24 protein-coding genes and 1 pseudogene are annotated in these 23267 nt (G+C 49.0%); 10 read left to right on the top strand and 15 right to left on the bottom strand.

Going from position 1 to position 23267, the window contains the following annotated elements; translation table 11 throughout:
- Together lhgO and mltC are read left to right on the top strand one after the other, a co-directional pair.
- Complete coding sequence (gene lhgO, locus RN22_RS07665; RefSeq protein ID WP_046303785.1) at positions 1–1188, top strand: L-2-hydroxyglutarate oxidase; 1188 nt, start codon at positions 1–3, stop codon at positions 1186–1188.
- 198 nt (positions 1189–1386) lie between these two features.
- Positions 1387–2502, top strand: coding sequence for a membrane-bound lytic murein transglycosylase MltC (gene mltC, locus RN22_RS07660; RefSeq protein WP_046303784.1), 1116 nt, complete (start codon positions 1387–1389; stop codon positions 2500–2502).
- A gap of 43 nt (positions 2503–2545) precedes the next feature.
- Here the strand turns inward: mltC and RN22_RS07655 are convergent, their stop codons facing one another.
- The 5 genes from RN22_RS07655 to RN22_RS07635 form a co-directional block, all read right to left on the bottom strand.
- Complete coding sequence (locus RN22_RS07655) at positions 2546–2896, bottom strand: rhodanese-like domain-containing protein (protein ID WP_046303783.1); 351 nt, start codon at positions 2894–2896, stop codon at positions 2546–2548.
- Between the two features lie 21 nt (positions 2897–2917).
- Positions 2918–3394: a peptide-methionine (S)-S-oxide reductase gene (locus RN22_RS07650; protein ID WP_046303831.1), complete on the bottom strand. Its 477-nt coding sequence runs from the start codon at positions 3392–3394 to the stop codon at positions 2918–2920.
- 45 nt (positions 3395–3439) lie between these two features.
- Positions 3440–3754 (bottom strand): antibiotic biosynthesis monooxygenase, encoded by a 315-nt coding sequence (locus RN22_RS07645; protein ID WP_002536663.1) that lies wholly within the window; start codon positions 3752–3754, stop codon positions 3440–3442.
- Positions 3755–3986: 232 nt separating this feature from the next.
- A complete protein-coding gene (locus RN22_RS07640) occupies positions 3987–6485 on the bottom strand; it encodes a bifunctional diguanylate cyclase/phosphodiesterase (RefSeq protein ID WP_046303782.1) in 2499 nt (832 codons plus the stop codon).
- Positions 6485–7528 carry a substrate-binding domain-containing protein gene (locus RN22_RS07635; protein WP_002536660.1) on the bottom strand — a complete coding sequence of 348 codons (1044 nt, stop codon included), beginning with the start codon at positions 7526–7528 and terminating at the stop codon, positions 6485–6487. The genes RN22_RS07640 and RN22_RS07635 overlap by 1 nt, the downstream gene beginning before the upstream one ends.
- Before the next feature lie 211 nt (positions 7529–7739).
- Between RN22_RS07635 and RN22_RS07630 the strand changes: the two genes are divergently transcribed.
- The gene (locus RN22_RS07630) at positions 7740–8777 is read left to right on the top strand and encodes a substrate-binding domain-containing protein (RefSeq protein WP_046303829.1); all 1038 of its coding nucleotides are present in this window, start codon (positions 7740–7742) and stop codon (positions 8775–8777) included.
- Between the two features lie 248 nt (positions 8778–9025).
- Here the strand turns inward: RN22_RS07630 and RN22_RS07625 are convergent, their stop codons facing one another.
- From RN22_RS07625 to RN22_RS07610, 4 genes are all read right to left on the bottom strand, one after another.
- On the bottom strand, positions 9026–10231 hold the full coding sequence (locus RN22_RS07625; protein ID WP_046303781.1) for a cell wall metabolism sensor histidine kinase WalK: 1206 nt from the start codon (positions 10229–10231) through the stop codon (positions 9026–9028).
- Positions 10228–10923 (bottom strand): response regulator transcription factor, encoded by a 696-nt coding sequence (locus RN22_RS07620; RefSeq protein ID WP_046303780.1) that lies wholly within the window; start codon positions 10921–10923, stop codon positions 10228–10230. Before RN22_RS07620 ends, RN22_RS07625 begins: the two co-directional genes overlap by 4 nt.
- Positions 10924–10955: 32 nt before the next feature.
- Entirely contained in the window at positions 10956–11219 is a 264-nt protein-coding gene (locus RN22_RS07615; protein WP_046303779.1) for a hypothetical protein, read from the bottom strand.
- 84 nt (positions 11220–11303) lie between these two features.
- Positions 11304–11849 (bottom strand): PepSY domain-containing protein, encoded by a 546-nt coding sequence (locus RN22_RS07610; RefSeq protein WP_002536652.1) that lies wholly within the window; start codon positions 11847–11849, stop codon positions 11304–11306.
- A gap of 222 nt (positions 11850–12071) precedes the next feature.
- On the opposite strand from RN22_RS07610, the gene RN22_RS07605 reads away from it, so the two are divergent.
- Genes RN22_RS07605 through RN22_RS07595 form a run of 3 tightly spaced genes read left to right on the top strand, consistent with a single transcriptional unit; the run spans position 12072 to position 13661 of the window.
- Positions 12072–12302 carry a hypothetical protein gene (locus RN22_RS07605; protein ID WP_002536650.1) on the top strand — a complete coding sequence of 77 codons (231 nt, stop codon included), beginning with the start codon at positions 12072–12074 and terminating at the stop codon, positions 12300–12302.
- A 3-nt stretch (positions 12303–12305) separates the two neighbouring features.
- Positions 12306–13118: a transglutaminase domain-containing protein gene (locus RN22_RS07600; RefSeq protein WP_046303778.1), complete on the top strand. Its 813-nt coding sequence runs from the start codon at positions 12306–12308 to the stop codon at positions 13116–13118.
- Positions 13119–13154: 36 nt separating this feature from the next.
- Positions 13155–13661 (top strand): GNAT family N-acetyltransferase, encoded by a 507-nt coding sequence (locus RN22_RS07595; RefSeq protein ID WP_046303777.1) that lies wholly within the window; start codon positions 13155–13157, stop codon positions 13659–13661.
- 47 nt (positions 13662–13708) lie between these two features.
- Here the strand turns inward: RN22_RS07595 and RN22_RS07590 are convergent, their stop codons facing one another.
- Entirely contained in the window at positions 13709–15916 is a 2208-nt protein-coding gene (locus RN22_RS07590; RefSeq protein ID WP_046303776.1) for an esterase-like activity of phytase family protein, read from the bottom strand.
- Between the two features lie 248 nt (positions 15917–16164).
- Between RN22_RS07590 and RN22_RS07585 the strand changes: the two genes are divergently transcribed.
- Positions 16165–16641, top strand: a complete 477-nt coding sequence (locus tag RN22_RS07585) for a DUF3291 domain-containing protein (protein ID WP_046303775.1) — start codon at positions 16165–16167, stop codon at positions 16639–16641.
- A gap of 167 nt (positions 16642–16808) precedes the next feature.
- Positions 16809–17162, top strand: a complete 354-nt coding sequence (locus RN22_RS07580) for a VOC family protein (RefSeq protein ID WP_046303774.1) — start codon at positions 16809–16811, stop codon at positions 17160–17162.
- An 84-nt stretch (positions 17163–17246) separates the two neighbouring features.
- Here RN22_RS07580 and RN22_RS07575 read toward each other — a convergent pair whose 3' ends face one another.
- The 5 genes and pseudogenes from RN22_RS07575 to RN22_RS24660 form a co-directional block, all read right to left on the bottom strand.
- Positions 17247–17876 carry a bifunctional 4-hydroxy-2-oxoglutarate aldolase/2-dehydro-3-deoxy-phosphogluconate aldolase gene (locus RN22_RS07575; protein ID WP_046303773.1) on the bottom strand — a complete coding sequence of 210 codons (630 nt, stop codon included), beginning with the start codon at positions 17874–17876 and terminating at the stop codon, positions 17247–17249.
- 31 nt (positions 17877–17907) lie between these two features.
- Positions 17908–18855: a sugar kinase gene (locus RN22_RS07570; protein WP_082111382.1), complete on the bottom strand. Its 948-nt coding sequence runs from the start codon at positions 18853–18855 to the stop codon at positions 17908–17910.
- A gap of 20 nt (positions 18856–18875) precedes the next feature.
- Positions 18876–19268 (bottom strand): RidA family protein, encoded by a 393-nt coding sequence (locus RN22_RS07565; protein WP_002536588.1) that lies wholly within the window; start codon positions 19266–19268, stop codon positions 18876–18878.
- The gene (locus RN22_RS07560) at positions 19265–20740 is read right to left on the bottom strand and encodes an amidohydrolase family protein (protein ID WP_046303771.1); all 1476 of its coding nucleotides are present in this window, start codon (positions 20738–20740) and stop codon (positions 19265–19267) included. The genes RN22_RS07565 and RN22_RS07560 overlap by 4 nt, the downstream gene beginning before the upstream one ends.
- 20 nt (positions 20741–20760) lie before the next feature.
- Positions 20761–20898: pseudogene (locus RN22_RS24660) on the bottom strand (transcriptional regulator); the annotation flags it as partial.
- Positions 20899–21355: 457 nt separating this feature from the next.
- Between RN22_RS24660 and RN22_RS07555 the strand changes: the two are divergent.
- The gene (locus RN22_RS07555; protein ID WP_046303770.1) at positions 21356–22594 is read left to right on the top strand and encodes a DEAD/DEAH box helicase; all 1239 of its coding nucleotides are present in this window, start codon (positions 21356–21358) and stop codon (positions 22592–22594) included.
- 195 nt (positions 22595–22789) lie between these two features.
- Positions 22790–23245 carry a GNAT family N-acetyltransferase gene (locus RN22_RS07550; RefSeq protein WP_039849623.1) on the top strand — a complete coding sequence of 152 codons (456 nt, stop codon included), beginning with the start codon at positions 22790–22792 and terminating at the stop codon, positions 23243–23245.
- Positions 23246–23267 lie beyond the last annotated feature (22 nt).

The following is a 23267-nucleotide window of genomic DNA, read 5'->3' as shown; positions in this document are numbered from 1 at the left end:
ATGGTGAATTGTGATTATTTGATCATCGGCGCGGGTATCGTCGGCCTCAGTGTGGCCAATGAGCTCCAACAACGTGAGCCCAACGCCAGGGTCGTGGTTGTCGAAAAAGAAACCCAACCCGCCAGTCACCAAACCGGACGCAACAGCGGTGTTATCCATGCCGGTGTCTACTACACGCCCGGCAGTATGAAAGCCCGCTTTTGCAAAGAAGGGAATCAGGCCATCAAAGCCTTCTGCACCGAGCACCACATCCCTTTCGAAGAGTGCGGCAAGCTACTGGTCGCCACCAGCGAGATTGAACTTGAGCGCATGGAAGCATTAAAAATCCGGGCGGCTGACAACGAACTGGAATTCGATGTGCTGGACGCCGCACAGCTTAGGGAAAAAGAGCCAAATATCAGTGGGCTTGGTGCCATCTTTGTCCCTTCAACAGGCATCGTCAGCTACCGCCAAATCTGCGAAAAACTCGGAAGTATGATCAAGGAGAGAGGTGGCGATGTGTTCTACGGTCATCCCGTTGAATATATTCAGGAATCTAAAGATGGCGTGACCGTGGTGGCAGGTGAGCAAACTTTCCATACCGGCAAACTGATTTCCTGCGCAGGCATCATGTCAGACCGCATTGTACGTATGCTGGGTGAAACGCCCGATTTCCAAATGGTGCCGTTTCGGGGCGATTACTACCAGTTGGCGACTGAACACAATGCCATTATCAGCAGCCTGATTTATCCGATTCCTGATCCTGCCTTGCCATTTCTTGGTGTCCACCTGACTAAGATGATTGACGGCTCAGTCACCGTTGGTCCGAATGCGGTGTTGAGTCTTGCCCGTGAAGGATACTCTCGTTTTTCTTTCTCTCCGGCTGACGTGGTTGAAATGCTGCAATACGCAGGCTTTTACAAAGTGATTCGCCGCAACTTCAAATCGGCGATGAAAGAGCTGAGGAACGGGTTCTGGAAACCGGGATACTTAAAAGAAGTGCAGAAGTATTGCCCATCCCTGACCAATCAGGATTTACTTTCTTACCCTTCCGGTATTCGTGCTCAGGCAGTCTACCAAAATGGTGATCTGGTTGATGATTTCCTGTTCCACAAGACCGAGCATGCCTTGGTGGTTTGCAACGCCCCCTCACCAGCAGCGACATCCTGTTTTCCTATCGCGAAACATATCGTCAAACAACTCAACTAAACCTGCTCAAAAAGCGCGCTAACACCTTGTGTGTTAGCGCAAAATTTCTTTCTTTAATTTCATCGACACCGACAAATCTCTTTTCTTTTTTAAAGCTCAGGCATAGCATCGTCGCCTAAATCCTGTAGGACGTATCAAACAGGTTTTCACACCCGTTTGTTCACTAACAAAAAACAACAAAGAACAGCCATCTTCACTATGAAAAAAGCCATTCTTCTGCTGTCAGCGGCTCTGCTTGCTGGCTGCTCGGCAGCGCCCGAAACCCCGGACTGCAACTGCGATAACACACCGCCACCAGTGACCAGTCAACCCGTGTCTGATGCCAACAAAAAGGCAATCAACGCCCTGTTCGCTTACATTGCTAAAGAAGCGAAAAAGCATTGGGGCGACGATGAGTATGTCGAGTCCAGCAAACACCGCTATGTGAAGTATCTGGACGGTTACCAAACCCGTGCGCACATCGACTTTGAGGCAGGTAAGATCTACGTTTCGACCGTTGCCCAACGCCAGCCGATGGAGAAGCTGCAAAAAGCCATCGTTCAAACGGTATTAATGCCTGCTGATCCGAAGCACGTCGAACAGTTTACGGACAAAGATATTGAGCTCACCGGAAAGCCATTTTTCCTCGGTCAGATTGTCGATCAGGAAGGCAAATCAATTGAATGGGAATGGCGTGCAAACCGCTTTGCGGATTACCTCATCGACAACAAGCTGCAAAGTAAAACCATCAAACGCGGCAAAGCTTATTACGTGCAAATTGATATGGTGAAAGACCATTTGGAGCAGCGCGAATACCAATACGCACACTATGTTCGCGACGCCTCAAAGCGTTACGACATTCCAGAAGATCTGATTTATGCGGTGATCAAAACCGAAAGCAGCTTCAACCCTTATGCGGTCAGCCATGCGGGCGCGTACGGTTTGATGCAGGTAATCCCGAAAACAGCAGGCGCGGATGTGTTTAATCTGGTGAAGAAAAAGCCGGGAATGCCGACCAAGGAGTACCTGTTCGATCCCGCAAATAACATCGACACAGGCACGGCGTATCTGCACATTCTGAAAACCCGTTATCTGCGTGATGTAAAGAATGCGTCATCCAAGCACTTCAGCATGATTTCCGCCTACAACGGCGGCACAGGCGGTGTTCTGGCGACCTTCCATAACGATCGCAAACAGGCGATGGTAGAGCTTAACCGCAAGTCTCCGCGTCAGGTCTATGATGCCCTGACAACCCGACACCCGAAAGACGAGGCGAGACGATATCTGCAGAAGGTGCTCTACTTCCAAAAAGACTTTAACGAAGGGAAAATCTAGGCTGGTACTTTAGGGACTGTCTAACAGAAAAACGCGAAGTCAGTTACTTCGCGTTTTTCATCTCTTCGAATCCACCAGCATTGTGCAGATTGGTGAAGCCTTTGCTTAGCAGATATTGATACGCTGCACCCGAGCGAACACCACTTCGGCAATACAGCACCAGCGGTGTGTCTTTATTTAGATTTTGGATGTGTCTATCCAGCTCTGTTACCGGGTAATTCACCGCGCCACTCAGGTGGCCATCATCGAATTCACCCGGAGTACGAACATCCACCACCATCGCGCCCTGTTCAATCATTTCCCAGCCATACTCTGCGCGCTCGGTTGCCAAAGCCACAGGCACCACCAGCAAGGCGCTACAAAGTGTCAGGGTTAATGCGATTGTTCTGTTCATTCCTTCATCCTTGGCTTTAATCTATTTCTTCTTGTATTTATGTAATAAATCCAGAGGGATATGGCAATAGTCATCAGGGAAACGGGTCAGCCTGTCTTGATGCTCATCATCACTCGGCACATAGTTACTCAGAGGCAAGACTTCCACCGCAATTTTTTCCGCATCTTCCCAGGCCGCAATGAATTCACGGGCAATGGTCAAATGCTCAGGATGATTGCTGTATATGCCTGTGCGGTATTTCTCGCCGACATCTTCGCCTTGCTGGTTCACGCTGTAAGGGTCGATGATTTCAAAGAAATATTCCATCAGCGTCATGACAGAGACCGTGGAAGGGTCGAATTGTGTTCGCACACATTCGGTATAACCATCATAAGGTGTGGCCGTTGAATCGCTGGTGCCGTTAGCCCTTCCCGCTTCTGTGGATACCACACCTGGCAAGTGGCGCATAAATTCCTGAACGCCCCACAGGCAACCGCCTGCAAAGTAGATCTCTTCCAACGGTTTTTCTGGCGAAGCTTTTTTCATTGTTAATGAGTATCTTGTTTATTGGTTTAAACGACTTTCAACTACTTCATAGTGAGACACGTGAAAGTCAGGTTTCAGTTCGTACTTTTCATCTTCCGGGTACAAACGGGCAATGCCGATATCTTCACCCGCAAAGGCCTTAATGCACTCCAGATCTTTCCAGTAGCTGATTAAAGTGATTTCTGAATTTCCATCCATCTCGCGCTTGAAGATCTGCGCCCCCTGAAAGCCCTCAGTCTCAGACGTTTCTTTCACTCCGGTTTCATAAAGATAAGCGATAAAACCCTCTTCATGGTGCTTTGGACACCGCGCTTTCCATTCCCTTGCGATCATCGCAAACTCCTTGTTACTCGCTGAACTTTGAAAACCTTAACACGGTAAAATCCCACTTGGTGAAATTTGTCCGCTAGTCCTCATACATCTTCATCCTCTCCAACGAGAAACAGCCCTTGAAGGGCTGTTTTATGAATCATGTTTATCGGTTGGAATCGAGAGAAAAAGCTACCTCATAACAATGTATGGAGTAATACTATTCGGCCGCTCAATACCTGCCAATAGCAAGGCTTTATGTCACGGATTTCAGCCTGATAACGTCACTCTGACTGGTCTTGCGCTTATTTTCCTCCAAGTAGTCAAGCCAACCATCAACGGGCAGCGGTTTGGCAAAATAGTAGCCTTGAGCCGAAGCACACCCAAGCTGACGCAATGTATCGACATGCGGTCGAGTTTCTGCCCCTTCTGCCACCACGGATAAATCCAGCACTTTAGCCAGTTGGAGAATCGCTTTGGTGATTTCATAGTCCGACGATGATGAATGAACGTCTTTGATGAAGCTCCGGTCGAGCTTGATGTAATCGGCGGACAGATTTTTAAGCACAGAGAGCGAGGAGTAACCCGTACCGAAGTCATCAATCGCGATTTTGTAGCCTTTGGCGTGCAGGGTTTCGATTGTCCTGACGCAGGTTTCAAAGTCCCGCATCATGTCGCGTTCCGTGATTTCCAAAATCAGCTGACTCGGCTCGCAATCTGTCTTATCGAGGATTTTTTGCAGTTGCTCTGCCAAATCTGTCATGTAGAACATTCTTGCGGAGAAGTTAACGGAGATAAGGATACTTGACGTGTCGATACCCGCGTTTTTCCACTCTGTGACCAATCTGGCTACCTTGCTAAACACCCATTTGTCGATGTCGACAACCAGATCAGATTTCTCTGCGACTTCCATGAAAGCAGACGGCGGAAGCAAGCCCAGTTTAGGATGCTTCCACCGCACCAAAGCTTCTGCACCAACAATATTGCCGGATGCTAAGTTCACTTTGGGTTGGAAAAAAACAGTCAGTTCATCTCGACGAACCGCATGGTTTAAACCGCGGTTGGTTTCGATGATGTCGTTCACTTCTGTGGTCATTTCATCCGTATAAATACGGTAACTGTCGCGACCATTGCGTTTCGCGTAATACATCGCTGTATCTGCATTCCGGATCAGTGTTTCACCATCATGTCCGTGGTCAGGGAACTCACAGATACCGATACTGGTTGATACAAAAATTGTATTTTTTTCAATGTAGTAAGGCTGCTTAATTGCCTTATTAATTCGCTGCGCGATGAGCTTCCCTTGCTCTAAGTGAGTGTTAGGAATGAGGATCATAAACTCATCACCCCCCATGCGGGCGACAAAGCCGGAATCACCAATCAATCTGGTCAATTTCTCCGCCACGTTAACCAGCAAATTGTCTCCCGCGGCATGTCCCAGGGAGTCATTAATGGTTTTGAATTCATCAATATCCAGATAAAGAAGCAGGAATTTGGTGCCATTCTCCTTGGAGTCAGCGATTTGGTTACGCAGCTCTTTCGTCGCAAGTAATCTATTCGCCAGGCGGGTCAACGGGTCATGATGGGCAAGAAAGTCGAAGTTTTTTTTCTCTTCGGTAATGGCCTGATAAGCCTCAGACAATCTCGCTGCCATGTTGTTGTAGGCATTCTCAATATGCCCCCACTCATCCGTACGTCCCAAATCAATGGGCCGTTTGGTTCCATGGGAAACCAAGCGATCGAATCCATCTTTAAGATCGTCCAAAGGCTTCTGGATATGTCTGCTGACAACGTGATTAACCAGCAGTACAGAGAACAAAAATGCCAACAGACTAATGATGATAGCGTTGAAGCGAGACTCAGTGATCACATCTTCTAACTGGGTGGTGAGCTGTAAGGTTTGCTCCTGCACACGGGATTCCGTGCTTTCCACCATTTCAAGCAAACCTGCCTGAGCCTGAACAAGTGCCGCCATCACAATCCAACGCTGGTCCAGGTTGGCGCGGATTTTCCTGAGCGTCGCATGGTATCGCTCTAAGGTCCGCTTAATTGCGATTTTCTGCGTTCGGACTGCCATGGTGGATATGTCCACGTTTTCCAGATGAAGCTGAAGAATATCCAGCTCCTTTTCAGCCTCTATGAGCAGCACTTTTTCGGTTTCGGGCGTAATGCGGCTATGAATATCCCCCAACATTTTGCCAACCATCAGAAATGACTCACGAAGCATGGCGATAATATCGAGCTCGTTGTTGTAGATAGTCACCTCTTCTTCGCCGAGGTGTTCTAACTTGCTCGCTGCCACTGCCACCTCAAGCGCGTCGAGTTGATCGGCCAAGGTCGCATCAATGGTTTTGGTCTGTTTTAGGATCCGGTTCAGCGCCAGAGAGCTGCCGAGAAAGCGGTGGAAGTTGTCGATGAACGCATCTATTTGATAGGAAAAATCCTGATTCGTAGAGAGATCTCTTAGCCTTTGCAGTTGGAAATCAATGTTAAACGCTTCTTCAGAGAGCGCAGTTTCACTGTACAGGAAGGTTTGTTCCAATAGCTTGACCCGTGAGGTCAATGCAAAGACGCGACGACTGATTTCGGAGTTCACAATCAGCTCAGAAACGTGACGGGAAGTTTCTGTTTTCAGCGTGGATTCGACATAGAACAGGGAACGAATGACGATCAGAACAGCGAAGCTCACCATCAGGAGAGAGATGAGGCTTGAGATGATAAGCCTTTGGGTAATGCTGGTATTGTTCAGATTCATCATGGCTTCCATATCTTGAGGTAGGCATCGCGGTAGCCATTTTTCGGGTCGTACACACCACGTTCTTGCTTGCCAATCAATTCACTTACATTATCTGGTGTCACCATGTGTACAGGCGCGGAATATCCACTCGGGGGAAGTTGGTTGAATGCGCGGTTCAGTTCATCCGTGATCTGCCAACCATGCAAGTAGAGAGGCTCTGGAACTGTTGCTAACTGGAAGCTGCCATTATTGATGCGCTTATAGGCCGCACGGCTTCCGTCACCGGCAGAGATGTTCTGCGGTATATGAATTTGCTGTTCAACGTTTGTTTCTAGCGAAGGGATAACGTAGTCAATATAGAGGTCGTTGATGGCGAGGATGTGCGTAATATCTGCGCCATATTTCTTCCAAAGGCCTTCAAACGTTACTGGCATCTGCTCGGCAATTTTATCCAGCGGCAGCGCGTTGACCTCCAAAACTTCACAGTTTGCACAACGCCGGATGGTGTCCGCCATGGCGTTCGCTTTGATGGTGGCAATTTTATAGTTGGGGTCTGTGAATATCAGGGTTTTTGCACGCCCTTTGGAGTTGACGATAGCCAGCATGGCGGCAATCTCCGCAACAGCGAGCGGATCTGTAGTGACGTTCATGAAAAGACCCAGTTCGCTGTTCCCACCTGCTAACTCGGTTGCATGCCAACCAATCACCACGATCCCTTGGCTCTTGGCTATCTTAAGAACGTCTTTGTGATGCTGGGCGTCGATGCCACCGAGCACAATCGCATCCGGTTTGAAACTGATGGCTTTCTTGATGGCTGCTCCTTGTCGAACCTCTGAGCCAAACCCATCAATAAACCTAAGGTGCCAGTCGATATTGGAAATGGCTTCAGACATCCCTTTCCCAACGCCGTACACCCCACCATTTCTCAAGTCAGAAGCAACGAAAATAATGTTTTTGTCGCTCACGATACTTGGGCCGGTCGTAGGGCCACGCCAGACAGCATTCTCAGATATCGCTCTTCTCACTTTTTCCTGCGCATAAGCAACGTAGTACGCTGTGATCGTTTCGGCAGAACACGTTGTAGCGAAGAAAAAGATGATAAAAGTCTTGAATCGGGAAAAAATATAAGCACTCAAAGAATGAAACCAGTCCGATTTATAATTCTCATGTATCATTAATAAGCATGTTAATAGAGTTTTTCCAGTTGGTAAACCACAAGGAAGGAAAATGAAAAGAAGTATAGTGGCAGGCCTGGTTTTTGCTTTATGGGTGATGTCTTTTTCAGTTTCATCTAAAGAAAACCTAAATAATTCGAATAATGAAAAACTTAAAACATTTCAGAAAACCGTTAGTGAACCACCATTACCGACGAATATAGAAAAATTAAGCAAACCTATGCGTATTGCAGTTATTTACCCGAGTGCAGACATCTCTGATTTTTGGGTGAAAAATTTCAAAGCGATGACCAAACGCTTACTGGACTTAAAACTACCCTATGAGGTTCATGAGTACCCCTCAAAGCAAATCGAGCACTCATTGCAATCGCAATATACAGATCAAGTGCTTAATGCTGAGCCGCCGTATGACTTCGTGATTTTCGGCCCTTCCGAGCTGGACTTACAGGCGGACAACATCCAGAAACTCTCGGCGTCGGACAAGTTCAAAACCTTCATTTGGGCGTTCCATACCCCAGACAGCACATGGACCCATCAGCCTGACGCCTGGTTCGACTTTTCGAGTGCCATGGGCGCTGATGTACTTTGCGACCATGTGATAAAGCACGTGGGCAAAGAGGTGGAATTTGCTGCCAACCGAGGTATTCCTGGCATTACAGATACCCAACGTTCTCAAGGGTTTATCGACTGCGTACAGCGGAAAGGTAACTGGCGCAATATCTACGAACACTTTGGCCAATATCAGAAACTCGGAGGGGCTGACGGTGTGCGATTGGTACTCAATAATTTTCCCGAAGTATCGATGATACACAATGCCAATACCGCCATGACCATGGGGGCTGTTGAAGCGCTTGGTGAAGCAGACAGATTGTCTGACATTTATGTGACGGGCTGGGGTGGCACCGCAAAAGAGATCGAAAAAATTCGGGCGGGTGAGTTAGATGCGACGCCAATGCGGATGAGCGATGATCTGGGTGTGGCCACCGCTGAAGCCATTAAATTTCACCTCGAAGGCAGGGCTTCTGAAGTGCCTTTAATTTACCTCGGACGCATCACCGTTGTTCATAACCAAATGAAAGAAAGCGAATTAAACCGCCTAACCAGAGAAGCATTTCGTTATTCTGGCATTGAGTAGAACATATCAACAATCGACACCTTCAATTCTCACAAGTGAGAATTGAAGGTGTCGTAGAAATAAATGAGACCCGGATTAAACAATCGCCAAAGAAATATCCAATTGAATTACTTTGATTAAATAAAAGAAAAATGAAATCTGTTTCATATAAAAAGAAAGGTGACAGTTTAAGAATTATTATTCCCGAACCTATACACCTCCCACTTTCTTTATTAATAAAAACAATCTAATAGTGCGTTTAATTAACCCTAGCGAACCGGGATAGCTACCCTGACGCCCAACCCCGGTTCTGCATCAAACAGCTCAATATGGCCGTAATGCAAACCAGCCACGGCTTTTGCCAAGGACAACCCTAGACCAAGGCCACCATCGGTGCGGCTTTTGTCGACACGGTATAAACGCTCGAACACGCGCTCTTTTTCTTCATCAGAGATGCCGGGGCCATTATCGCTCACTTCGAGCCACACATTGCCGTTTTCCGGATTTTCACCGCAGCGAAGCTGGATTTGACTACCCGCTGGACAATAACGCAGCGCGTTCTCAATCAAGTTAGCTACCTGCTGGATAAGCAGCTCTCGATCGCCTTGAATCATCAGTGGTGAGTCAGGCTTCTCTACCGTCAGCGTCATCTCTGCATCTTCGGCGACATCGACATAAATCTCTGCCACTGTCTCGATAACATTATTCAGGTCAAGCGCCATAAAGCGGCTTCGGCGTGCACCGGACTCAATCTGGGATATCCGCAGCAATGCATCAAAAATAGAGGCCAAACGCTGCGAATCTTCCAGTGCTCTATCGAGTTCCTCGATAAAAGCGTCATCGAGGTTTGGCTCAACACGATCGGCGTCTTCCCGCAGTGTCAGCAGGTTATGGCGCAAGCGGGTAATCGGTGTTTTTAGCTCGTGAGCGATGTTGGCAGAGATGTCGCTCATTGCCGCCACCGAGCCTTCCAGCCGTGACAGCATGTCATCGACAGAAACTGAAATGCGCGCCAAATCGTTGTGTGTGTATTTCACGTCGGTCCGAGCGGAAAGATCGCCCTCAGCCGCCGCATTGAGCACGCTTTCGATGCGATTGATGCGTTTTTGGCTGATACGGCTCATCGCAATAACCAAAGCAACGGTGAAAATCGACACCAGTACGCCAGCAAGCACAAAACCAGACGCCAGCACCGCAAGAATCTCGTCATCTTCAATCGGGTCATCATCTACTTTTTTATGGTGACCGGTAGCTAGCTGTTGGGACTCTTTCACTATCTCGCGGTTTTGATCTTTCAGTTCATGCTCGACATAGAAGAAAGTCACGGTTGCCATCAGTACCAGACTGATAATCGACACGCCACCAAACATCAAACCTTGCTGGGTAGCAGAGCTTTTCATCCATGACGGCAACACCGACAACAGTTTGCGCTTGGAAAAGTGGCGATGGAAAAAGTCCGTCACTCTGGCTTTCATTTCGCCTCACCGCCTTTTTGTTCAAGCTTGTAGCCCACACCACGGACGGTCTGGATCAGCGTATCGCCAAATGGCTTTTCGAGCTTGTTGCGAAGACGGCTGATGTGGGTTTCCACCACACTGGTTTGCGGGTCGAAATGAATATCCCACACGTGTTCAAGCAGCATGGTACGGGTGATCACTCTCCCAGGGTGGCGGAGGAACAGCTCCAGAATACGGAACTCTTTCGGCTGTAAATCGAGTGGCTGCCCCTGACGGGTGGCGGAATGCTCAAACAGGTTCAGCACCACGTCGCCATAATTGATTTCAGGGCTGGCTTCGGTGGACTTCAACACAGAACGGCGGGAAAGCGCGGTGACGCGAGCCAACAGCTCAGAAAACGCGAAAGGCTTGGTGAGGTAATCATCACCACCCGCTTCCAAGCCCTGCACGCGATCGTCTACACCGCCTAGGGCGGTCAGAAAAAGGATCGGCGTGCCGACCTGAGCCGCGCGCAGCGCTTTGACCAAAGAGAGGCCATCCAGCCCCGGCAACATACGATCGACAATCGCCACGTCGTAGCTTTCTGCCATACAAAGCGTGAGCGCATGCTTACCATTGTCGGTGACTTCAACCTGATGGCCTGCTTCACGCAGGCCTTTTTCTACAAAACTACTGAGGCTGGTATCGTCCTCGACCAACAACACGCGCATAGGGGCTCTCTCTGTTCGGATAACATTGCGGCTTACACAGCCGCAATCGGTTCTTCGTCGTTTCTCTTATCTGTCGGGTTGGCGATGTCGTTATACATCTGGCGTTGTTGCCATTTTGCCATAATGATGGCGGCAACCCCTGCCATCAAACTGATTCCCAGTGTAACCAGTCCCAGCATAAATAGTAGTGAGAAACTCACAACACCCAGAATTGCCATAGGTGCCTCTTGAACAACACGTTTCACCATCTCTTTTGCGCGTTGCCACATTGATGTGTTTTTGTTTTCGTCGCTCATGTGTACCTCCAATCAGGGACGACATCGCCCCTACAGATAAATTCGATAATGACGTTTTAAGGTCTGTTGACCTTTGGAGCGGGCTTATTTAGAAGCCATCGCATTGATGCGGGTTTCAACGCGTTTGCCATTTGCATCCAGAAGCTCTACTTCATAAGAAGGCTGGCCGCGGTGGTCATCTTGCTCAATGCTCCACGCTTTACCGCCTACCTGGGTTTCCGCCTGCATCAGCGCTTGTTCCAGTGACAGGTAAGTCCCGTCTTTGATGCCTGACAGCCAGATAGCGTCTTCGACATCATCGTCATCGTGGTGGTCGTCATGGTCGCGACGGGTTTTCGTCAGGATCACTTCTCCTGTCGTCGCGTTCACCACGGTTTTGATTTCTTCGCCGGTTTCACTTGCCAGCTCAATCTCGTATACCGCTTGGCCCATTTCTACGTCGCGTTCAGCTTCTAACACCACGCCGCCAGTGGCGTTTTTGGCAATCTCAACCGCCTGAACCAGGCTGACTGCATCTTCATTCAGTGACTTTGGTGCGTCACCCGCGTTTGCAGTGCCTACCGCCATCATGGCGCTCAGACCCAATACAGCAGAAATAGCAGCAGGCTTAAAAATCATTGTCTTTTTCATGGTGTCATCCTCGTTATTGGTATCGGTGGACAAGGACATTTCCCTGTCGACATGGATACTCTAACCAAAGGGGCTTTCGCCAACTTTTCGCGAACTATACATTTTTGTAAGGTTTGATAAGACTCGCTTTCCCAAGTATTTGCATCGAATCATGGCGACAAAAACAGTACTATCAACATATACGGCAGAAGCCGAAACTTACCCTATGCAAGGAGTGCAACTATGGGCAGCGAGTTCTTTTTCGCTTCAATTCTCAACCTTTCCATCAACCTCATTTACACCATCATTTCTTTACTGGTTGGCGTTTACGCCCTGTTGTGGGTGGACAAGAAACTACTGAAGAATGTGGATATAGAAGAGGAAATGAAGAAGGGCAATGTGGCGGTTTCACTTTTTGCATCAACCATCCTCATTTTCGTCGCTGTTATCGTCGCGTTCGGTTTTCGCAGTTAAGCCATGAACCTGAAGTTTTATGCGCCGCTGATGTTTGTATTGGCGGTGATAGCCAGCCTGCTTGAAGAGAAAAAGGCAAAACTGCCAGATGTTCCGAGTATCACTGAAAAGCAGATAACCACATCCACCAGCGCACTTACACCGGCTGAGATTGATTTTGACGGGAGCAATGGTGTTATCACCTTGCTGGACACCAAAGAGAGAATTCCCCATACGGAAATCGCACGTTGGCGCGAATCTTTAAAGGGAAATAACGGCTTCTACACGTACAACACCAATAACCAGCCTTTCACCGCACTGGCACCGGATATCAAAGGCAACTTTCATCTGGCACACAGCTACCTCGAAGGTTATCTGCCATTCAAAATTGATAACCCTATGATGCCCATGCTGGTGATCGCCAGAAAGAAAACCTATCAGTATGACCACGAACAATATGGCGGCTTGATGGAGATCTGGCAGTCAAGCAAACAGTCTTACTACTATCCTTCCGGGGATTGTGAGGACCACGCTATCTTGCTGGCAGACTGGTTGATAGAAGCAGGGTATGACGCGCGCGTGGCGGTCGGTACTTATGACGGTGGTGGTCATGCCTGGGTAGTGTTGTTCTTAAATGGCAAAGAGTATGTGCTGGAAGCGACCCAAAAAAGCAGTTTTGGCCGACAGTATCCACTGGCTTCAACCCAGCCAGGTTACCACCCGAAAATGATGTTTAACCGTCATTATTTCTGGCTGAACACAGGCTCTAAACAGACCACCAAATATGCATCCGGACACTGGAAGCTCATGAGTCGGTTCACTGAGCAGCCTTTCTAACAATTTACAATGTAAACAAGGACACTTACCCGCTAGATGGAAACGGTTTCCCTATCACCTCTCAGCCTAAATGATTGCCAAGCACTGCTGGATTTCGAGTGCCGTAACAAAACGTGGTTTGAGCAATTCATTCCGCCAAGGCCCTCGGGCTATTTCAATCTGGCTGGGCTCACCGATGCCACTCGTGAACTGGTAGAAAACCAAAGCACCGAAACCCATCTTATGTATGTGATTTACGAGGGCGACAAAATCGTTGCCAGAGCCAATATCCATACCATATACGATGATCATGCTGAGATTGGCTATCGCGTCTGTGAGGAGTATTTGGGCAAAGGCATCGCCAAGCGCGCATTACTGGCATTAGTGGAAGTGTGTAGTGAGCTACTCGAAGTGGACTATGTAGTGGGAAAAGTGTCTTCGGGTAACCAAGCCTCCATCAAAGTGCTAGAGAGCGCTGGGTTTGTTTACCAAAGCAAAGCACTAAACGCAGCTTTGATTCAGGGGCAACACCTCGATTTGTTGAATTATCGGTTGGCACTCTAAAGCAAAAACGCCGGCATCAAGCCGGCGTTTTTATTTATATCATCAAGTTAAGGACGCAAGGTCGCAAAATCCAGCGCCTTTCCATCTTTGGATAGCGGGAAGAAGAAGGTCTCACCGCTGCTGTCATCGACACCATCATTGTCGGTAACAGCGAACGCTTTACCGTCTTTGGTGATCGCAAAGCCTTCAATTTTATCCGTCACGAAACCACCCTGCGCTTTTAGATCTGGAATGAAGTCATAAACCACTTCTTTACTCACCAATGGCAGTTCACCGCCCAATGCGGCGGGTTTGGCATCAGCCAGTAACACACGGGTCAGTTGCTTCACTTTCGCCGCGTCACCGATTTGGTTATCACGCTCAATGATGTAAAGCGCGCCTTCGTAGACAGTAATTTCAGACAAACCTACCCAGCCATTTTCCGCTGGCTCTGTGGGGTAGCGCACCGCTTTCCACTCGCCAGTTTTGGTGTTGTATTGCACCAGCTTTACGGTGTTTTCAGGGTCATCTTTCCAGCTACGCTGAATCGCAATCCAGAGGTTGTCGCCTACACGGGTGATGCCTTCTGAACCATAGCGTTTTTCCACTGCCAGCAATTCAGCTGGGAATTCGACCATTTCTACGATGTTGCCATTGGCATCAGTACGATACAGAGCGTGTGGGATCTCTTTGTCAGTGCGCCCTTCAGACGCTAACCAGAAACCACCTTTGCCATCTGTAGTAATCCCTTCCAAGTCCAGTTTCTTCGCTGGTTTGCCGTCTTTCATCACAGGAATACGCGTTGTGATTTTAGCTGGCATGGAAGAAGCATCGACCACAAAAATCGAAGGCTGCGCTTTATAGAAACTGTCGTTCACGGCGTACAGGGTGTTTTCGTTGCTTGGATCCGCTACCAGACCTGACAACGCCCCCCAACCAATGGGCTTGCCATCAACCATCACAGATTCAATTTGTGGGTAAGAGGGTTCTTCGCTGCCAATCTGATAAAGCATCACATGAGCACGCACGCCGCCATCTTCAATCAGATCTTTCTCGTTGGCCGTCGCCAGCAGACCACGCTGTGGAATCGCAACGGCAGATTCCGGTGCAATGCCAGAAGGCAACAGCTGAACAAACTCCGGCGCTTTACCTGTGTCGCGGTATACGCCGACGACAGAACCACGCTCAGACAACACGAAAATGTATTGCTGACCGTTATACGTGCCGACTTCCAAGCCTTCCGGCTCTGCGCCTTTGTTACCAGAGCGTTTTTCCGGGTAGTGACCCGCCATTGCGATGCGGTATTCCAGATCAAGGCCCGACTCAAACAGCACGTCGCCTTGCTTGTTAAAGATGGTAAAGCCGCGCGAACCGCCTTCGTAGTCACCTTCATTGGCAATGACAAAGCGCTCGTCATCCAGCCATTTCACCGCATCGGGTTCACGCTTACGGTTCTTCTGGGTGCCATCAAAGGTCAGTGCACGTTCTTCATCCAAGTCGACGTTTTCCAGGTCAACAGCACCGGCAGGGAAGTGTGCTATCACTTCTCCTTGTTTGCCATCCACAATCACCAAGTGGTTGTTCTCTTGCAGGGTAACCACGATTTCACCAAGGCTGTTGATATCCACAAATTCTGGCTCTGGATCTTCTGGCGCAATGTTGGCCAAGCCTGTCATCGCGACTTTTTTCTGAGCCTCACAAGCAAGCTTGCCGTTTCTAACAGGAACCAGCGCAAGGTGGCCGGCTGGGAATTGTGGAAGCACACCATCGTTCAAGTCTTCATCACGCTCATTTTCAATCGCCACAGCGACGAAGCTGCCATCTTTTGCCACGGCAACAGAGTCCGGCTGGCCACCAAGTTCGCACTTTTCTATGCGAACACCTGTGGTCAGATTTCGCTGTTCAAGATAGCCAGACGGCTGAGTGTAACTTTCTGAGGTATTCACGCCGGTGACAAAGGTGTCACCCAAAACGTCAATCGAGGTTGGCTCACCATTCAGTGAAACAAAGCCTTTCCCTGTTGGTTTTTTCGGGTTGGTGATATCCAGCATCCCCACGCCTTTCAACGGACTATCGGTGTAAACCAATGTGTTGCCGTCTTCACTGACAGCAATGATTTCCGCTGAGGTTTCGTGACTTTTTTCTACGCCCGGTGGGATGTTGTTTGCCGTCGATACCGCGCTAATACGCTGGAATGAAGATTGCTCTGCGGCATGCAAACCCGCGCTGACTGACAGTGCCAACACAGAAACGAGTAGGTTGCGCTGCTTACGCATGGGGAAACTCCTTTATAAACCTATCACCAAATTCTGGGACGCTACCTTTACGACTTTAGGTTTCACTTCAATGACGCTCGCATGGCAGTTAGGTGATAGAGGTGAAATTTTGTTCAATACCCGCATTTCCATGTCTGGTAACTTCCACATAACTGAGAGAGTGAGACGCACTCCTCGCATCGCCAAGCTGGCCCTTCTCTCGTGTAATTATCTGTGGGAGGGTCGATATACCCAATCAGGAGAATGGAATGCACCTAGCCGAGCTAAATATTTCGTTTGCAAAAGCCAATATCGACGACCCACTTTTGAAGGACTTTGTCGATAACATTCCCTCAGTCAATGCGACTGCGGAATCGTTTCGTGGGTATGTGTGGCGCTTCAAAGACTCCTACAGCAAGGTGCTCAGCTACCGCCTGTTTGGTAACCCTAATACCCTGATTAACCTCTCTGTTTGGGAATCAGCCGATGCACTCAAACAGTTCATGTTTAAAACCCATCATGTCGACATCATGAAGCGCCGCAATGAATGGTTTGAAAAGCCAAGCTCACACAACTTTGTGATGTGGTGGATTCCGGAAGGACATATCCCTTCGCTGGAAGAAGCAAAAGAGAGGCTGGAACATTTACGCGAACACGGCGAGTCAGAATATGCCTTCACTTTTCGTCAATTCTTCGAACCTTCAGATTCAGGTGCAACAAAGGAAACAACTCAAAGTCGAATGTAACCCACTTCACCGCATGGCATTTTGATTACGCTTTAAGACAGTTTGTTTTCAGGAAGTTGCCTTTGATCTCAAAGCACTTAGCCGCCTTGATTTAGGATGGTGTCAATCATCTTGAATGGCTGCGCGGCCAGACATGGTCGCGTTTCTGACGACCTTGGAGTGCGCCAATGAACCAACACGGTAAACTGAACTACGTTGAATTTCCCGCCCGCGACCTGTTAGCCACCAAATCCTTTTTCTCTGAAGCCTTTGGCTGGACCTTCACCGATTACGGCCCTGATTACACCGCCTTTTCTGACGAAGGTTTGGATGGCGGATTCTTCCGCGCGGAGATGTGCTCAGAGACCTCAAACGGCGGGGCACTATTGGTGTTTTACAGTGAGTCTTTGGAGCAAACAGAAATCAATGTGAAGCAGACTGGCGGCAAGATTGTGAAGCCGATTTTCGATTTCCCGGGTGGCAGGCGTTTTCATTTTACCGAACCAAGCGGCAATGAGTTTGCCGTCTGGTCAGATAAATAGTGGTTGGAGAAATCAAACGGAAAATGCCAGCTACCCAAGTCAACAGATGAGTGTAGCTGGCATTTTTGAGCGTTACATAGCAGCTTACTCAACCAAAGCAACAGCTTCACTGATTAGCCTACCGAGTCCATCCCAATCGCCCTCTTTCATCAACGACCCCGGCACCATCCAGGTCCCACCGCAACAAACCACACGATCAATACTTAGGTAATCTTTGACGTTTTTGGGGCTGATCCCACCTGTTGGCATCATCTGAATATCACGGTAAGGCGCTAACAGCGCTTTCACCATCGCAACACCACCTGAGGCTTCGGCAGGGAAAAACTTCACAAAGTTCATTCCCAGTTCCAGCGCCTGTTCGATTTGGCTTGGGTTGTTGACCCCAGACACCATAGGAAGACCAATCTCCTGACAGTGTTTCACCGTGTTCGGGTTTAAGCCCGGTGCGACTGCAAACAAGGCCCCCGCGGCCAGCGCATCATCCGCTTGTTTTGCGGTAAGCACAGTGCCCGCGCCCACCAGCAAATCTGGCTGGCTTTCACGCATGATTTTGATGGCTTCGGCTGCTGCGTCAGTACGGAAGGTCACTTCCGCAACCGGAAGGCCATTTTCTACCAGCGCTTTTGCTAAAGGTTCAGCATGTTTGATGTCATCAATTTGAATAACCGGTACGACTTTATATTTCGCCAGTTCATTAAAGATTGTTGTGCTCACAGGTGGGCTCCTGAAAATGTCCTATTTATGTTCATTTGAATACTGATGTATCTGGCATGGCGGATTTTTCTATCACCGCACCGGGATACTGAATCACTGTAGAGGCTAATTTGTGTGCCAGCGCGGCCCTTGTCGGGATTGGCCATTGCTTGATATATCCTGCCAGGTAGCCAGCAGCAAATGAGTCTCCCGCCGCGCAGGTATCAACCACACGCTCGACGCTTTCACCTGCAATGGAAAATTGCTGGGGTGCTGCTCTCTGCAAATCCGTCACGACTGAGCACGGTTCAGCGCCACGCTTGATCACCACTTCTTGACAACCAAAAGCTTGGCAGCGGGTTACTATATCCCGATCCCCCCAAACCGCTTCGTCATCATCTTCAGTGATGAGAGCCAGATCGGTTACGCGCAAGCACTCGCCATACCAGTCCTGAACGTCTCCGCCTTGCCAAAGCCGGGGACGATAGTTGTTATCAAACACTATGGTTGTACCCTGACGCCGGGCTTCGTGGATGAGTGACAGAAGTTTATTTCGACCCTCAATGGGTAGAATAGCAACGCTGATACCGCTGAAGTACAGCAGATCCAACCCTTCACCTTTGATGATTTTCTCAAGCGGAGAAATATCATCAAAATAGCGTTTAGCAGCACTGTCACTGCGCCAATAGTGAAACGTACGCTCACCCTGAGGGTCTGTTTCCACGAGATATAATCCCGGCATTTTTCCGGGTAGACGTGAAACCAGTCCGGTCGCGATCCCTTCACTCTGCCAGTTTTGCTGCATCTCATCGCTAATGGCGTCTTCACCGAGTGCAGTGGCGTAGCTGACTGTCACTTGATCCTTTGACAACAGGCGGCTTAGGTAGAGCGCAGTATTGAGGGTATCGCCGCCATAGGATCGCGAAAGTGGCTCTCCACTGAGCTCCACCATACATTCACCCACCAGTACAACGTGATAACTTTGCTTATTCATTTCCATTGACTCGGCACGGTATCAGGTCAGGCGCGATCTGCTCGGTAGCAGGTCACATCGACTTCGACTTTCACATCTACCACCAGATCACACACCATACAGATACGTGCAGGAGGATGTTCACCAAAGAACTCTCTAAAGACTTTATTGAAAGACTGGAAATAGCGCGAGTCTGTCAGTACCACTTTCACGTGCACCACATCAGCCAGTGTGTAACCCGCCTCTTCCATGATGTCGACACAGTTCTGAATAGCCAAACGGGATTGGTCAACAATACCGCCTTCCACCACTTCGCCATCTATCATCGGGGTTTGGCCGGACACATAAAGAAAACCACCCGCTTCAGTCGCTCGGGAAAAAGGCAGATGTTGCCCACCAGTACCCGTGCCGCCTTCTGCGCCATATCTTTTAATTGTCATGAATTCATCTCCATTATTTGGTTGTTAGCGGGTTCGGTAATTTTGCGCCGCAGAAAACGGCCATGTCGTCCCTGAACCTCTGTTGATAGTTGGTAACTGATTTTTCCGTTGACCCAGACAGTCTGAATGCCTTTTGCAACCTGCTTGGGTTGATGAAAATTGGCGGTATCAATAATTTCGTCCGGGTTGAATAACACCAAATCAGCAAAGTAACCCACTTTGATTTCGCCACGTTTGGTGAGATTGAACCGCTGCGCTGACAAGCCTGTCATTTTGTGAATGGCCGTCGAGAGCGGAAACAGTTTCCGCTCTCGGCAGTAATAGCCAAGAACTCTGGGAAACGCCCCCCACAATCGAGGGTGAGGGTGAGGATCATTTGGCAGCCCATCCGAACCAATCATGGTGAGAGGGTACTGAAGAACGCGTTCCACATCTTGAGCATCCATGTTGTGGTATACCGCGCCTGCAGGCTGAAGCTTCTTGGCAGTTTCCATCAGGCTGAGATTGAGATCATCAGCAATGTGGGAGAGCATCTGCCCTGCCAATTCAGGATGGGGATCAGACCAGGTGATAAAGATGGGATATTCATCAGTCACCTGCTTTAAATCAAGCGTGGAGGAGCTTGCCGTATAGGGATAACAGTCACAGCCGACATCCTGTGCTTGGCGAGCCTTATCCATTTTTTTCAGGACTTCAACGGTGCGTCCCCAGTTGCCTGCTCCTGCACATTTAAGATGAGAAATCACCACTGGGACTTTTGCTGCCATGCCAACACGAAAGGCTTCATCCATTGCATCCAAAATACCTTCAAACTCAGTGCGCAGGTGAGTCGTGTAGATAGCATTGACCCGCGAAAGCTCTTGCGTTAACGCCAGTACTTCGCTTTCTTCACAGCTCTTGGCACTGGCATAGGCAAGGCCAGTGCTTAACCCCAACGCTCCATCATCAAGCGCTTGCCTAAGCGCTTTTTTCATCGCGTCAATTTCGTCAGGTGTGGCGGTACGGTAAAGGTCATCCATCACGTTGTTCCGCAACGTGGTATGTCCCACCAACGCCGCCACGTTCACGGCAGGTTGAGCGTGATTAACAGCCTCAACATAGCTGGCAAACGTTGGATACTTGAAGTCTTTTTGTTCCCCGAGCAGATTCATCGGATCGGGTGGTGCTGCTTTCAGTACCGCCGGAGATGCACTGATCCCACAGTTGCCCACAATCGTTGTCGTCACGCCCTGGGAGATCTTGGGGATACATTCAGGCATACGGATCACATTGGTGTCATCATGCGTATGCACATCAATAAAGCCGGGGCTGAGCACCAGTCCGCGAGCATTGACGATCACGTCTGCGTTGGAAGTATCAAGCTGGCCTATCGCCACAATTTCATCATCAATGATCGCCACGTCAGCCACATAAGGAGGCTGGTTCTGGCCATCAATGATCGTCGCACCCTTAATTACACTGTCGTATCTCATAGTGGTCTCAGTGTTTGGCCTTAGTCTCCCAAAGGTTGCCTGTCTCCGCCGCCCCGGTAAGAATCTAACGCAAGTTTTAGTCTTCTGAGCTTGTCACGCGAACGTCGTTTGTGGGTGACGGCCAACTGCATGGAAATCACGTCCACCAACGCCAGCATCTCGCAAAGCGTCAAAGCGTTGTGATATCTGGGAAAGGATGTCTACTTCCATCGTCATTCCGATTACCTCGAGCAATAGCATCGCACTTGCTTGATAGTTTCAAACATGGAGAAAATTATACATCATAAAAAATTCAATTATTACAAAACCTAAGAGAAACATTAACTAAGTGAAGCCATGTGGAGAACAAGGAATTTCTTGATAGTTATTACCACGTTTTGGATACATTCCTCTTTGAAAAAGGGGCAAAAGACGTCCTATTGAGGTCTAATCCTGAGAGCAAATAGTCCATTTTTACCGACAGCGCTTTGCCACAAAGCTGGCATTTTCACTTTTTCCAATGCCTGCTTTTCTCTTTTCCCACTTTCTGAGCGGCAAAATCAAAACGCTTTTCGTACAATTTTCATAGACTGACTGGTAGACTTCGCCACCTTTTCCATCACATTGTGACCACCCATGACTTTTTCATCCTTTAACCTCTCCCCTACTTTGCTGGCTGCGCTGCCTGAAGCGCTGTCATCCCCAACCCTGATTCAGGAAAAAGCCATTCCAGTTACACGGAAAGGCAGCGATGTGATTGCCCTTGCACAAACAGGCAGCGGAAAAACACTGGCCTTCGGTCTGCCGATGCTCGACCGCATCGACCCAGACCAGAGAGACATTCAGGCACTCGTACTGGTTCCAACCCGTGAACTGGCCGCTCAGGTCACCAAAGTGATTGGGGATATTGCCACGACAATGGGCATTAGAACCGTGATGCTGTGTGGCGGCGTCGCGCCAGAAATCCAACTTGCTGAGCTGGCAAACAAACCGCAGTTGGTGGTTGCAACCCCGGGCCGTTTACTCGATTTCATCGACAAGGAAGAAGTATCACTTCACGCTTTAAAACTCTGGGCGCTTGATGAAGCTGACCGCCTCTTGGAAATGGGTTTCTGGCCTGACGTTCAGCGCCTGATTTCTGCGCTGCCAGCGAAGCGACAAACTCTCCTGTTTTCAGCCACTATGCCGCAAGCACTGGAGTCTGCCGCCGCGTCTATGCTCTTTAAGCCTGTGCGAATAGAAGCACACCAGAAAAACAGTGTGGTGGAAGAGATTGAAGAACGCCTTTATCTCGTCAACAAAGGCAGTAAAGCGCAGGCGTTGATTTCGCTGATCAAACAACATGGCTGGAAGCAGGTATTGGTGTTTGTCGGTGAACGCGGTAATGCCGATGCTCTGGCGAAGAAACTCACCAAAGCTGGAATGTCAGTGGCGGCGCTTCATGGCGATAAAGATCAAACGGCACGCGAACAAACTCTGGCCGCTTTTAAAGCCAAGAAAGTGAACGTTCTGGTTTCTACTGACCTGCTTTCCCGCGGCATTCATATCGACGCGCTGCCTGTGGTGATCAATGCTGATTTACCACCGAACGCGCCTGTCTATGTTCACCGCGTTGGCCGTACCGCCCGTGCTGGCGAAAATGGTCTGGCGCTCTCTTTGGTTTGCCATGGCGAAACTGATGCCCTGAACGCTATTCGCAAATTAACAGGAAGACCATTGGAACTGCTTTCGCTTGAAGGATTCCCAGTGACTGACCAACCTGCAACAGAAGGCATCAACAGCGAGCGCAAACGTCCGCCTCGCGACAAGAAAGCCAACCGTCGCAGCAACAGCAAGCGCTCCATCAAACAATTCAAACCGAAAACGCGGAGCTAGATTTGCTTCCACGTCTATCCCCAAGCAGATAGTACGGTCTTAAACAGAAAGCACTCACTTAGTCGCATTTTGGCACGCCATCTCACAGAGCACCGATAAAACGGTGCTATAAAGCCCCTTCCTTCCATGCTGGCAAGACTACAAAAACTGTTTTTGTGCGGCACCTCGGCATTAATTGGAAACTTGATAAAACACATGATAGTTCGGGAATATTCGGAAAACGATTGGTCTCGCCTTTGCGAGATTCATGACTTGGCTCGCCTGGATGAGCTTCGAGGGGCATCACTTGAAGATGCTTTCATACCACTGGAAATCGCTGCAAAAAACGAAGACCTCTTTGATTATCGCCTACTGGTTGCAGAGGATAATGATCAGGTTGTCGGGTTTATCGCACATGATGATGAAGAGATCGCGTGGTTGTACGTTGATCCCACAGCTTATCGTCGTGGTGTCGGCAAAGCATTGGTCAATGCCGTGATTGGCTCACCTGCACGTACTTTCTCAATTGAAGTGTTAAAAGGGAATATTACTGCGCTAAATTTCTATCAATCTGTTGGGTTTATTGAAACAGGTATCGCCAGCGGCCGCATGCCAGGTAATGAAAAGTTCCATGTCACTGTCCATACATTGGATAACGCGAAATCTACCTAACGTGCCAATCCAAACAAAGCCC

The organism is Grimontia sp. AD028 (assembly GCF_000973155.1).
GTDB classification, from domain to species: Bacteria; Pseudomonadota; Gammaproteobacteria; order Enterobacterales; family Vibrionaceae; genus Enterovibrio; species Enterovibrio indicus.
Note: the sequence above shows the minus strand (reverse complement) of the source record. Positions and strands in the feature narration are given on the sequence as shown.